This window comes from Asanoa sp. NPDC050611 (assembly GCF_040654855.1).
Classification (GTDB): Bacteria; Actinomycetota; Actinomycetes; order Mycobacteriales; family Micromonosporaceae; genus Asanoa.
On the sequence record NZ_JBFAIU010000225.1, the window covers coordinates 1 to 12,542 of the forward strand.

At 71.6% G+C, this 12,542-nt stretch carries 12 protein-coding genes; 8 read left to right on the forward strand and 4 right to left on the reverse strand.

Translation table 11 applies throughout. From position 1 onward, the window contains the following. Positions 1–189 precede the first annotated feature (189 nt). The 4 genes from AB0H87_RS28140 to AB0H87_RS28155 are packed head-to-tail and all read left to right on the forward strand — an operon-like array spanning position 190 to position 4,091. Positions 190–1,077, forward strand: coding sequence for a nucleoside hydrolase (locus tag AB0H87_RS28140; RefSeq protein WP_360151934.1), 888 nt, complete (start codon positions 190–192; stop codon positions 1,075–1,077). After that, the gene (locus tag AB0H87_RS28145; RefSeq protein ID WP_360151937.1) at positions 1,074–2,366 is read left to right on the forward strand and encodes an extracellular solute-binding protein; all 1,293 of its coding nucleotides are present in this window, start codon (positions 1,074–1,076) and stop codon (positions 2,364–2,366) included. Before AB0H87_RS28140 ends, AB0H87_RS28145 begins: the two co-directional genes overlap by 4 nt. Positions 2,367–2,370: 4 nt before the next feature. Continuing rightward, a complete protein-coding gene (locus AB0H87_RS28150; protein WP_360151940.1) occupies positions 2,371–3,267 on the forward strand; it encodes a sugar ABC transporter permease in 897 nt (298 codons plus the stop codon). Then, entirely contained in the window at positions 3,264–4,091 is an 828-nt protein-coding gene (locus AB0H87_RS28155) for a carbohydrate ABC transporter permease (RefSeq protein WP_360151943.1), read from the forward strand. Before AB0H87_RS28150 ends, AB0H87_RS28155 begins: the two co-directional genes overlap by 4 nt. A 561-nt stretch (positions 4,092–4,652) precedes the next feature. Here the strand turns inward: AB0H87_RS28155 and AB0H87_RS28160 are convergent. Next, positions 4,653–5,306, reverse strand: a complete 654-nt coding sequence (locus tag AB0H87_RS28160; protein WP_360151946.1) for a hypothetical protein — start codon at positions 5,304–5,306, stop codon at positions 4,653–4,655. A 78-nt stretch (positions 5,307–5,384) separates the two neighbouring features. Here AB0H87_RS28160 and AB0H87_RS28165 point away from each other — a divergent pair, with 78 nt between their 5' ends. Next, positions 5,385–6,596 carry an alpha-hydroxy acid oxidase gene (locus tag AB0H87_RS28165; RefSeq protein WP_360151949.1) on the forward strand — a complete coding sequence of 404 codons (1,212 nt, stop codon included), beginning with the start codon at positions 5,385–5,387 and terminating at the stop codon, positions 6,594–6,596. On the opposite strand, the gene AB0H87_RS28170 is transcribed toward AB0H87_RS28165, so the two are convergent. The 3 genes from AB0H87_RS28170 to AB0H87_RS28180 all read right to left on the reverse strand — a co-directional run bounded on the left by AB0H87_RS28170 (position 6,593) and on the right by AB0H87_RS28180 (position 10,094). Further along, entirely contained in the window at positions 6,593–7,423 is an 831-nt protein-coding gene (locus AB0H87_RS28170) for a type VI immunity family protein (RefSeq protein ID WP_360151952.1), read from the reverse strand. The genes AB0H87_RS28165 and AB0H87_RS28170 overlap by 4 nt on opposite strands. 49 nt (positions 7,424–7,472) lie before the next feature. Further along, the gene (locus AB0H87_RS28175; protein WP_360151955.1) at positions 7,473–8,753 is read right to left on the reverse strand and encodes an EAL domain-containing protein; all 1,281 of its coding nucleotides are present in this window, start codon (positions 8,751–8,753) and stop codon (positions 7,473–7,475) included. Between the two features lie 168 nt (positions 8,754–8,921). Then, positions 8,922–10,094 (reverse strand): MFS transporter, encoded by a 1,173-nt coding sequence (locus tag AB0H87_RS28180; RefSeq protein WP_360151958.1) that lies wholly within the window; start codon positions 10,092–10,094, stop codon positions 8,922–8,924. Between the two features lie 78 nt (positions 10,095–10,172). On the opposite strand from AB0H87_RS28180, the gene AB0H87_RS28185 reads away from it, so the two are divergent. From AB0H87_RS28185 to AB0H87_RS28195, 3 genes are all read left to right on the forward strand, one after another. Then, positions 10,173–10,802, forward strand: a complete 630-nt coding sequence (locus AB0H87_RS28185) for an ABATE domain-containing protein (protein ID WP_360151960.1) — start codon at positions 10,173–10,175, stop codon at positions 10,800–10,802. A gap of 172 nt (positions 10,803–10,974) precedes the next feature. Then, entirely contained in the window at positions 10,975–11,952 is a 978-nt protein-coding gene (gene trpS, locus AB0H87_RS28190; protein WP_360151963.1) for a tryptophan--tRNA ligase, read from the forward strand. A 76-nt stretch (positions 11,953–12,028) separates the two neighbouring features. After that, the coding region (locus AB0H87_RS28195; protein WP_360151966.1) for a DUF4062 domain-containing protein at positions 12,029–12,542 on the forward strand (514 nt) is incomplete at its 3' end.

Sequence of the window (12,542 nt, forward strand, 5' to 3'; positions counted from 1 at the left end):
CTCCGCGGCGGTACTCGCCATGGCTCCCGGCGCTCCACCTGCTCGACCGGGAGCGGTCCTATCTCGTTAAGACACGGTTACGGTTCCGGACAACGGTATCGATGCGTTTATGAATATCTATTCACCGGCTGCCTGGCACAGCAGCTCTACCAGCGCGTCCTCGTCACCGTCCCATAGGTAGGAGCCCGTATGGACCGCCGCCGTCGCGTCATCATCGACACCGACGCCAAGAACGAGGCCGACGACCAGTACGCCATCGTGCACGCCCTCCTCTCCCCCTCGCTGGACGTCCGCGGCCTCGTGGCTGCGCACTTCGGGACCCACCGCACGCGGCACAGCATGCGCGAGTCCCGCGCGGAGATCGACCTCCTGCTGGAGCTCATGGGCCTCGACGGCAAGGTGACGGTGGCCGACGGGGCCGAGGCCGCGATCGTCGACGAGCGCACGCCGCAGGACAGCCCGGGCGCCCGCCTGATCATCTCGGAGAGCATGCTGGCCTCGGACGGTGACCCGCTGTTCGTCGCGTTCCTCGGGCCCCTCACCGACATGGCGTCGGCGATCCTGCTCGATCCGGAGATCGTCCGGCGCCCCGTCGTGGTGATCTGGATCGGGGGCGTCGGCTACGGCGGCGTCGAGACGTACCCCGGCATCGAGTTCAACCTCGGCAACGACATCACCGCCGCCAACGTCGTGTTCGACTCGGGCATCACGGTCTGGCAGGTCCCCAGCAACGTCTACTCCCAGGTCTCGGTGAGCTACGCGGAGCTTGAGGAGAAGATCGGCGGCACGAGCGCGCTGGCGGACTACCTGATCAAGCAGATGGTCGAGTGGAACGCGGCCTACCACCCGGAGCCCATCGAGTCGCGCTCCCTCGGCGACTCGCCGGCGGTCTCGCTGCTGCTCTTCCCCCGCGGCGGCAACTTCCGCACCGTGCCCGCGCCGCGGTTCGGGCGCGAGGGCCACTACCTGCCCGGCTCCGGGAACCCCGTGCGGGTCGTCGAGTCCGTCGACGTCCGCTTCCTCCTCGAAGACATGTTCGCCAAGATCCGACGATTCGGCCGAAAGGAACAGTCATGACATACACCCGGCGTCAGTTCCTCGGCACCACCGCGCTGGCCGTCGCCGGCGCGGGCCTGTCCGCCTGCACCGGCGTCTCCGACGAGCCGTCCGGCGGCGGGTCCGGCAACCAGGGCTCCAACACCCTGCGCCTGTTCACGTACGACGACGCGAGCCAGATGCCCAAGCTCAAGGAGCAGATCGCGGCGTTCGACCAGCAGAACGGCACCACGACCACAGTGGACAACCTGCCGGGCTCCGGCGCGGCGGTCTACCCGGACAAGCTGCGCACCCAGCTGCTCGGCGGTTCCGGCCCCGACGTCTGGCGGATCTGGGGCGGCCAGCTCGGCGCGCCGTTCGCCACGGCGAAACAGGCCGCCGACCTCGCGCCGTACTACGCGAAGTACGGCTGGGACGGCAGGATCAACCAGAACGCCATCGCGGGCATGACCTTCGACGGCGTCAAGAGCGGTGTGCCGTTCTTCCTCGCCGGCGTCGGCGCCTGGTACAACAAGGCGCTGTTCGCCAAGGCGAAGGTCCAGCCCCCGACGTCGTACGCGGCACTCGAACAGCTCAACGACGCGCTCGTGGCCGCCGGCGTGACGCCACTCGGCACCGGCGGCAAGTACGGCTGGCACATCATGCGCCTGTTCGAGTTCCTGCTGGAGGTGTCGGCCGGCCCCGAGCTGCACGACAAGCTGCTCGCCGGCGCCGAGACCTGGGACCGCCCGGAGGTGGTGACGGCGTTCACCAACTTCAAGAAGTGGCAGGACCGGAAGTGGATGCCACAGGGCGCGCTCGGCCTCGACCCGGCCGACATCGAGCCGGGGTTCGTGCAGGGCAAGCAGGCGTACACGATCGCCGGCCAGTGGGTCGAGAACAACGCGATCGGGGCCGCCAAGAAGCCGGCGTCCGAGTTCGGCACGTTCGAGCTGCCGACCGACCACACGCCGACGCGGCACTCCGGCTTCGTCGAGGGCTACATGGTCAACGCCAGGTCCGCCAACAAGGACAAGGCGGCCGCGCTGATCGACTTCCTGGTGCAGCCGGCGACGCAGAAGGCGCTCGGCATCACCGGCTCCACGGTAACTGGAGCGGAGCCCGACCAGGCGAAGCTGCCCCTTGCGGCACAGTGGACGGACATCAACAAGAGCAGCCCGTTCTACACGATCCAGGACCAGGCGTTCCCGAAGCAGCAGAGCGACCAGTACTTCACCGTCCAGAGCGAGCTGCTGCAAGGCAAGGCCAGCCCGGCCGAGGCGGCGAAGAAGATGCAGGACGTGGTCTCCGCCTGGGCGAAGGACAAGTAGCGGCATGGCGACGACAGCCACGGCGCGGCGGGGCCGCGGCGGATTCACGCCGTGGCTGTTCGCGCTGCCCGCCCTGCTGGTCTACATCGCGTTCCTGGTCTACCCGGCGTTCTCCTCGCTGTTCTTCAGCTTCACCGACTGGGACGGGCTGAGCCCGGGGTACGAGGTCGTCGGCCTCGACAACTACCGGGCCATGCTCTCCGACGACGTGGTCGTCAAGGCCGCGCTCAACAATCTCATCTGGACGGTCGTCACGATCGTCGTGCCGATCGTGCTCGGGCTGGCGCTGGCGGTCGCGCTCGACGGCAAGGTCCGCGGCAAGCCGGTGCTGCGGATGCTGTTCTACACGCCCGGCGTGCTGCCGCTGGTGTCGGTCGCCTCGATCTGGGGCTGGCTCTACAACCCGGACTACGGCGCGGTCAACGAGTTCCTGCGCACCGTCGGGCTCGGCGGCCTCGCGCAGCCATGGCTCGGGCAGGACTCCACGGCCCTCGCCGCGGTGATGGTGCCGGCCGTCTGGCTGCGTACCGGATTCCCGATGCTGCTCTATCTCGCCGCCCTGCAGAGCATCCCGCGCGAGCAGTACGAGGCCGCCACCGTCGACGGCGCCACCCGGGCGCAGCGGTTCTGGCGCATCACGATGCCGAACCTGCGGCCGGCGCACTACATCGTGCTGGCGCTGTCGCTGATCGACTCGTTCAAGGTCTTCGACCTGATCTACGCGACTACGTACGGCGGCCCGGGCACCGCGACACAGGTGATGGGGACGTGGATGTACTTCAACGTGTTCCAGTACTACCAGGCGGGCTACGGCACCGCGATCGCGGTCGTCATCACGCTCGTGGCGGTCGCGGTCAGCATCCCGTACGTGCTGTCCCAGACCAGGGAGAGCGACCGGTGACCCCGCGTCGTGGCGGTCTCGCCGGCACCGTGCTGCTGTCGCTCGGCGCCGTCATCTGGATCTCGCCGCTGGTTCTGTTGCTCGTCACCAGCGTCCGGCCGCTCGCGGACTTCGTCGCCAACGGGCCGCTGACCTGGCCGCACGAGTTCACGTGGGGCAACTTCGCGGACGCCTGGGACATCGGCAACTTCGCCACGACGTACCGCAACAGCGCGATCCTGCTCGCCCTCAAGGTGCCGGTCGGCGTGCTGCTGTCGGCGATGCTGGCGTTCGCGCTGTCGAAACTGCGGATCCGGTTCCGCCGCACGATAATGTTCGCGGTTTTCCTCGGCCTGACCATTCCCATCTACATCACGATCGTGCCGGTGTTCATCATGCTGCGCAGCATGGGCATCACCGACAACCTGCTCGGCCTCGTCGGCCCGTACCTGGCCTTCGGCATCCCGTTCGAGGTGCTCGTCCTGCAGTCGTTCTTCCGGCAACTCCCCGACGAGCTGATCGAGGCTGCGAAGATCGACGGCGCGGGCGAGTGGCGGGTCTTCCTCACCCTGGTGCTGCCGCTGTCACTGCCGGCCCTGGTGACGGTCGCGATCCTGGACGCGGTGGCGACGTGGAACGAGTTCCTGTTCGCGCTCATCGTGCTGAACTCGGACGCCAGCAAGACGATCCCGGTGGGCCTGCTCAACTTCCAGGGCCAGTTCGCCAACAACAACACGGGCCTGGCGGCCGGCATCCTGATCGCGGTGGTCCCGATCCTGATCGCCTACGTGATCCTCCAACGCTGGATCGTCAGCGGCCTCACCACCGGCGCGACGAAGGGCTGACCAGCAATCACCGAGGAGCGAAGGACGACGAGACGACCACTCCGGTACGGAGGTGGACGCGGACCCAGAAGTTCCCGCCTCGGTGATCAGCATTGGTTCGTATGGTGTAGTGGAACAGCCCGCGGGTGACCGAGACCGGCTCCACCCATTCATGACCCTGTTCAACGCAGTGCCGGCGCGCGATGTCCGTGGCCTCCCTCGGCGACAGCCGGCCGCTCATCGTCCCCCAGCGTCGACGAGATCTCCATCAGGTCGGCGGGCGAGAGGCCGGCCCCAGCGTGGCCACCACGCATACTTCTCCCGGCCAGCTCGTCGACCCGCCGGCCCGCACCGCATCGTGTCAGCGCCGCGGCCACCGTCATGGCTGCTTCGGCCGGCAGGTCCCGGTCGCCGAACGCCGGAAGCAATCCGCCAGGTCGACCTCGAAAAGCATCGGTGACCAGGGGCGTGGTCCTCCGCGGTCAGCAGGGCGGACAGATAGGTCGGCCAGAACAGCGGGTCAGGCACGAGTGGCGCACCGTCGATCAGCGGGTCCTGCTCGTATCCGTACGCCACCGCGGCCTACCAGTCGGGCAGTTCGAGGTCGAAGACGTCCGGGGCCACCCCCGAACGGGCGATCCATTCGGATTTCTGGTCGGCGTCGCTGATGCCGTGCAGCCGCCTGGTCCGCTCGTCGTCGCCCGGCACCACCAACGGCCAGGCCGGCGTTTCGCGCCGGCCGTCCTCGCCCGTGAACCAGAAGGGCGCGGTGAAGGTCCATTTCCGACCGTGGGAGTCAGCCACCGTCGCCCCGTCGTCCAGCATCGGAAAGGGTCGGTGGACCAGCTCACCGTCGAGGTTCCACTCCGACGCCGGGTCGAAGAAGAGGCCCCCGTCCGCGAACTCCGATGTGGGCGGTTGCCCGGTTCGCCAGGCGACCCAGCCCTTTCCGGAGGCGTAGTACTCGTAGTTCGCGATCTGGAGGATGTAGACCTCGGTCTCCGGGACGTAGACGTGCGCCCGATCGCCGGCGTAGAGCCTTTCCAGACCCCCGCGGAAGCGCTGCAGAGTGTGGCCCCAGTCCCTGGGGCCGATCCCGTAGCCCGAATGTGCTGGTTCGGCGTCCGGACGAAACGCCACCGTCTGCTCGTACCGCTCGATGATGCGCACTGGCCGGTCATCGGCGCGAAGTCGCCAGACGTCACCCGGACGGCCCGCGTCAACCGGAATTGCCACGATGGCAGACGTTACCGAACCTCGCCGCGCGCCACGGCCCCACGGCGACCGGCGCCCAGCAGGCGTAGGCTGGCGTCGATGGGCTTCGTGCCGCGCCAGCTCCCCCGCTGGTCCGAACTCCGACCGCTGGTGCGGCTCCGACCGCCGGCGGTGGGCCCGCGGGCCCGGGCGCGGCAGGCGACCGACGTCGACGACCTGCGTCGGCTCGCCCGGCGCGGGGTGCCGCGCGCGACGTTCGACTACGTCGACGGCGGCGCCGGGGCGGAGCTGAGCCTCGCCCGCAGCCGGGCGGCGTTCGACCGCGTTGAGTTCCGCCCGCGCGTGCTCCGCGACGTGTCCGACGTGGACACCGGCACGACCCTGCTCGGCCGCGCGGCGACCATGCCGTTGGTCCTCGCGCCGACCGGGTTCACCCGGCTGATGCACCACGAGGGCGAGCACGCCGTCGCGGCGGCCGCGGCCGCGGCGGGAGTCCCGTACACCTTGTCGACGATGGGCACCGTCAAGCCCGAAGAGCTGACGGGCGCCGGTGACCGCTGGTTCCAGCTCTACCTGTGGCGGGACCGGGGTGCGACCAAGGACCTCGTGGCCCGGGCGGCGGCCGCCGGGTACCGCGCGCTGATGCTGACCGTGGACACCCCGGTGTCCGGCGCCCGGCTGCGCGACCTGCGCAACGGTCTGACCATCCCGCCCGACCTGACGCCGCGGACGCTGGCCGGCATGGCCGCGCGACCGGCGTGGTGGTTCAACCTGCTGACCACTCCCCCGCTGACGTTCGCGTCGCTGACCGGCACCGAGGGCGGGCTCGCGGCCACGGTCGACCGGGTCTTCGACCCGCGCGTGACGCTGGCCGACCTCGAGTGGCTGCGCGAGGTCTGGCCCGGCCCGCTGATCGTCAAGGGCGTCCAGTGCGCCGCCGACGCCCGCGCGGTGGTCGAGGCCGGGGCGGACGCGGTCGCCGTGTCCAACCACGGCGGGCGGCAGCTCGACCGCGCCGTCACGCCGCTGGAGGAGCTGCCGGCGGTGCTCGACGCGGTCGACGGGCGGGCCGAGGTCTACGTCGACGGCGGTGTGCGCACCGGCGCGGACGCGGTCGCCGCGGTCGGTCTCGGCGCCGATGCCTGTCTGATCGGCCGGGCGTACCTCTACGGGCTGATGGCCGGCGGGCAGGACGGCGTCGCCCGCGCCTTGGAGATCTTCCGCGCCGACCTGCGCCGCACGCTCGCGCTGCTCGGCGTGCCGCGCGTCGCCGATCTCGGCCCCGACGCCGTGCGGTTGCGGCCGCGCTAGCGGCGGGCCGCGTCCTCGAGCACGACCGGAAGGCCCTCCCAGCCGGGCAACGGCCGCGGCCGGCCCGCGGGCAGCACGGGCGCGAGCAGCCGGAACAGCCGGCGCATCGCCGCGGAGTCGAACTCCGCCGGTGTGGGTGTCGCCTGCAGCAGCACGCCGCCGGCGGCGAGCGGGCGGGCCAGGACGACCGCCTTCGAACGCGCCAGCGCCGCCGCGCCGCCCAGCCGCTCCACCAGCTCCTTCGGCACCACCGTCACCCACGCGTACCCGCGCAGGCTCGTCCGGCTCTCCGCCACGGACACCCGGGAGCGGCGCAGGAACATGTCGAGCGCGGTGTTGAACTGGCTGCCGACCCGGTCACTGATCTGGGCGTACGCCGGGTCGGCGGTGTCGAGGACGTCGCCGAGCAACCCGACCCACCGCTCGGCGTGCACGGCGGGGTCGAACCCCGGCCCGCGCGTCGCGTCCGCGCCCAGCCGGGACGCGGTCACGCACACGCTCAGCGACGTGTAGACGGCCTCCGGGCGCCGCGAGAACAGCCCGACCGAGACGTACTCCGGTTCCGCGCCCGCCGCCTCGACGGCCGCGTCCCAGCCACGGCGCGAGAACGGTTGGGACCGCAACGGGTCCGACGCCCGCGGCGCGACCATGACCCGGCCCGCCACACCGACCGTCTTCGCCTCCAGCTCGACCAGGTTGCCGAGCAGCCGCTCCGCGCCACCGCGCAGCCACGCCCGGCCGACCCCGCCCGAGCCGCCGGGCGCGAACGACACCATGGCGTGGAGATACCCGGCGTCCCGCTCGGGCGATAAGTAGTCGTCGACCATGGTCCCTTCCCTGGGCGCGCCGGCGCCCCGGGCAGGGGGTTGCGCCCGTCTACCTAGCGTCACCGGGGGCGGCGTCGTCACCCCTGGCCGCGATCTCGTTCTTCACCCGGCTGACCAGGGGCAACGTGGCCTCGATGACGCGGTCCCAGTCGTCGGTCGTGCCGGCGTCGTAGATGGGCCCGTCCGTACCCCGGCCGCGTAGCCGGCCGAAGACGCCGGTGCCGTAGTCGGTGCCGACCAGCAGCGTGGCCCGTTCGCGGCGCAGCGGGTCGTCGTCGGCGAGCGGGATCCCGCGCACCCGGCCGCCGGGCGTGAACGGGATGCCGTGGCCGACCAGGAACACCTCGACACCGATGCTGTTCAGGTACGCGTACCGGATCAGGCTGTCGTCGGTCAGGTTGAGCAGGTCGCCGATGTTGACGACGAGGATCGCCGGGTCGGTCGCGCCCAGCGCCCGGTCCTCGATCTGCGCGGACATCGCGTTGAGCTGCGCCGCCGTCGTCGGGTGCACCGCCTCGGTCTGGATCAGCACGTCGTACGGCGTCGCCCGGGCGACCCGCCGCGGTTCCACCCGGGCCAGCCGCTGGTCGGACGGGCGGATCGTGACCGGCAGCGGTCCCGGGCGGCCGAACAGCCAACCTTGCGCGAAGGTCGCGCCCAGCGACCGCGCGGTCGCCACGTGCTCGGGCCGTTCCACGCCTTCGGCCACGATCTGCGCACCGCGCCGGCGCGCGTCCTCGAGGACGGCGTTGATGACGTGCGACACGGACCCGGTGGCACCCCGGATGATCGTCGGGTCGAGCTTGACCACGTCCGGGTTGATCAGCGGCATCGCGGCGAGGCTCGCCGGGTCGACGCCGATGTCGTCGAGCGCGATCCGGGCCGTCCGCCGGCGTGCGTCCACCACCGCGTCGAGCAACCCGGCCGGCCGGCGGGTCACCGCCCGCTCGGTGATCTCCACGACCACGTCGGACTCGTCCATCAGGTCGGCGTACGCGGGCGCCACGCCGTCACCCGGTTCGTTGCTGAGGGTCTCCGGGTTGAGGTTGACGAACAGCGCCAGCCCGGACGTCCGCGCCGCGCGGAAGGCCCTGGTCGCCAGGTGCGCGCACAGCTCGTCGAGCTCGACGGCCCGCCCCGCCTCGGCGGCGGCGTGGAACAGCGCGGCCGCGGAGTGCAACCGCCCCTCCGGCCCGCGGGCGAACGCCTCGTAGCCGACCGGTCGTTCGTCCTCAAGCGACACCACCGGCTGGAACACCATCTCGATCAGCTCGTCCGCCATGACGGCCTCGAACTCGGCATCGGGCATGAACTCTTCCTCGATGGCCATACCTCAACCTTGCGCGAAAAGGGCGACCTTTACCCGCGACTTCGGGCACAGGCAATCCGCCCATCCGCCGCAGACGACCAACATCGACCCGATACCGGACGCGACCGGGCCTGGAAGACCCCACCACCGCAACTCATTCCGGCGAGATCGTGCCCGCACGGCGCACGATCAAGCGCGCACGGCGCAGGCGGGCCGCGCAGTCGGTGCGGGCAGCAGGCGTTCGCCCATCGCCAGGGCCAGTGCGGCGACGCCGAACGCCGCGCCGATCAGGACCGTGCTGCGGACCCCGTGGCTCGGTAGGGCCAGACCGCCGGCCAGGGCGCCCGCGGTCACGCCGACGTTGACGGCGGCCGACAGCGTCGCGGCGGCGAGGTCCGAGCGTCCCGGTGCCACCCGCAGCACGAGGCCGCCGAGGGCGGCCGTGAACGCCGCGAACGCCAAGCCGGACAAGCCGAGCAGGACCACCGCCGCCGTCGGGTCGTGGCCGAGGGTGTAGAGGCCGAGCAGCGCCACCGCCTGCAGACCGACGGTCCAGAGCAGCGCGCGCCACGGGTCGCGGTCGACCACCGCACCGAACGCGAGGATGCCGGCCACGCTGGCGATGCCGCGGACCAGCAGGATCGCCCCGAGCGACGCGGCGGGCAACCCGCTGACCTCGGTCACGAACAGGGCGACATAGGTATAGGCCGCGATGGCGCCGGCGGTCGTCAGCACCGCGACCGCGACCAGCAGCCAGAACCGGCGGGCGTCCGGCGCCGAGCCGCGGGCGGCGTGTCCCTCGTCGGGCCGCGTCGACGGCAGCAGCGCGGCCACCGCGACCAGCACGAGCGCGCCCAGAGCGGCCACCGCCAGGAACGACGCCCGCCAACCGGCCCGCTCGCCCAGCCAGGTGCCGGCGGGCACGCCCAGCACCAGCGCCACGTTGCCGCCGGCGAACACGACCGCGACCACCCGCCCGCGCAAGCCCGGCCGGAACAGCTCGGCCGCCGCCGGCACGACGACCGCCCAGAACAGCGCGTGGGTCGCCGCCGTCGCGATCCGGGCGACCACCATCAGCGCGAACGTGTCGGCGAGGGCCATCGCGACCGTGCTGACGACGAAGCCGGCCAGCAGCGCCGACAGCAGGCGCCGGCGAGGGACCCGGCGGGCCAGCGCGGTCAGCGGGACCGAGGCGACCACCACGACCGCGCCGTACGCCGTGATCAGCATGCCGACCCGCGACGGCGGCACGGCGAGGTCCGCGGCCATCGGCAGCAGCAGCCCGATCGGCAGCGCCTCGGCCACGGTGTAGAGGAAGGTGCCGCCGGCCAGGCCGACCAGCGCGCCGACTGCCCGTCGCATGCTGTTACCTCCTAAATGGGTTATGGGAGAAACGCTAGTGGTGCCTGCGACGCGGGTCAACTGGTAAAGTCGGTTTTGATGGAAACAGCCGATGACGTGACCCGGATGCGCCTGGTGGGCGGCAACCTCGCCCTGGACTTCGTCAACACCCGCAGCGGGCCACCCGACGGCCCGCCGGACGACGACGTGCTGACCACCTACGCCAGCCTCGTCGACTGGGGCCGCCACGCGGGCGCCCTCACCGAGCCCGAGGCCGCCGCCCTGCACCGCGTCGCCGACGGCGACCCGGACTACGCCCGGGACGCGCTGGCCCGTGCGCTCGAAACCCGCGACTACCTCGACGACCTGTTCCGCCCGCTGGCCGCCGGCCAAAGCCCGGACCCGGCGGCCCTGATCCGCCTGCGCGACGACGCGGCCGACGCCCTCGCCCACGCCCGGCTCGTCAGCGCCGGCCCGACGTTCGACTGGACCTGGCGCGACGACCACACACTCGCCCGCCCGCTGCGCCCGATCGTGCAGGCCGCGGTGCGACTGCTCGCCACGGGCCCGCTCGACCGGATCAAGGGCTGCGGCGGCTGCCGTTTCCTCTTCCACGACGAGAGCAAGAACCGCAGCCGGCGCTGGTGCAGCATGGACGACTGCGGCACCACGGAGAAGATGCGCCGGTACGTGGCCGCGCGACGGACGCGGTCGACACACGCCGGCTGATATCGTCGTGGCATGCGGATGACCCTCAACGGCTGGTGGCGCTCCTGACCGGGGCGGCACCGACCATCCGCGCACTCACCTGCACGCGGCCGCCCAGTTCGGGCGGCCGTTTTCGCGTCAAGACCAGCGGTCACCCCGAGCTCGGCGGCCCTCACCTCACGGGAGCCAACCGATGCCACGACGACTCACCGGATTCACCCCCTCCGGCCACCTCCACCTGGGCAACTACTTCGGCGCTATGCGCCCGATCATCGGCGCGCAGGGCGCGGACACGGTCGTGTTCATCTCCGACCTGCACGCGCTGACCCTCGACCACGACCCGGCCGACGTACGACAACGCACGCTCGAGTTCGCCACCCTGCTGCTCGCCGCCGGCCTCGACCCCGACGCGTGCCAGTTCATGGTCCAGTCCCACGTGCCCGAGCACACCGAGCTGCACTACCTGCTGGAGTGCGTCACCGGGTACGGCGAGGCCCAGCGCATGATCCAGTTCAAGGAGAAGTCCCGCCGCCAGGAGCACATCCGCATGTCGCTGCTGACGTACCCGATCCTGATGGCCGCCGACATCCTGTTGTACGACACCGACGAGGTGCCCGTCGGCGAGGACCAGCGCCAGCACGTGGAGCTGGCCCGTGACGTCGCGATCCGGTTCAACACCCGCTACGGCGCGACGTTCACCGTGCCCCGCGCCGTGAACCCACCGGTCGCCGCGCGGGTGATGGACCTGTCGGCGCCGACGGACAAGATGAGCAAGTCGACCTCCTCGGCGGCCGGCGCGCTGCGCCTGCTCGACGAGCCGGACCAGCTGCGCCGCAAGATCATGCGGGCGGTCACCGACGCCGGCACGACGGTGACCTACGACCCGGAGCACTCGCCGGGCGTCGCCAACCTGCTCGACATCCTGGCCGGCTGCACCGACGCCGACCCACGGGAGCTGGCCACGAAGTTCGAGCGCTACGGCGAGCTGAAGGCGGCCGTCGCCGACGCCGTGGTGGACACGCTCGCCCCGGTCCGCGCGCGCTACCTCGAGCTGGCCGCCCGGCCGGACCACGTCCGCGAGGTGCTGCGCGCCGGGGCCGCCCGGGCCCGTGTCCGCGCGGGCGAGACGGTGGGCCGGGCCCGGTCCGCGATCGGCCTGCTGCCCACCTGAGTCGCACTGGTCACATCAGCACCAGGTCAGCGCCGATCCGGGCCCACCGGGGCCGCCGGAGCACGACACTGGGGCGGTGGGGAGGCCAGCCGCGGAGCGGTTCGACTCGGTGATCCGTACCCCGGATCAGCGATTGCGGGTGTTCGTCAGCTCGACACTGCGCGAGCTGGCCGACGAGCGGGTGGCGGTGGCGCAGGCGATCTCCGCGCTGCGCCTCACGCCCGTCATGTTCGAGCAGGGCGCGCGCCCCCACCCGCCGCAGGCGGTCTACCGCGCCTACCTCGCGCAGAGCGACATCTTCGTCGGGCTCTACTGGCAGGAGTACGGCTGGATCGGCACCGGCATGGAGATCTCCGGTCTCGAGGACGAGTTCGACCTGGCCCGCCCGCTGCCCCGGCTGGTGTACGTGAAGGACCCGGCGCCGGACCGCGACCCCCGGCTCACCGAGCTGCTGGCCCACATCCGGGAAGCGGCGCCCGCGTCCTACCGGCCGTTCCGCGACTCGGCCGAGCTGGGCCGGATGGTCAGCCACGACCTCGCCACGTTGCTGAGCGAGCGGTTCGCCGCCGGCCGCCCGGCGTCCGTGGACC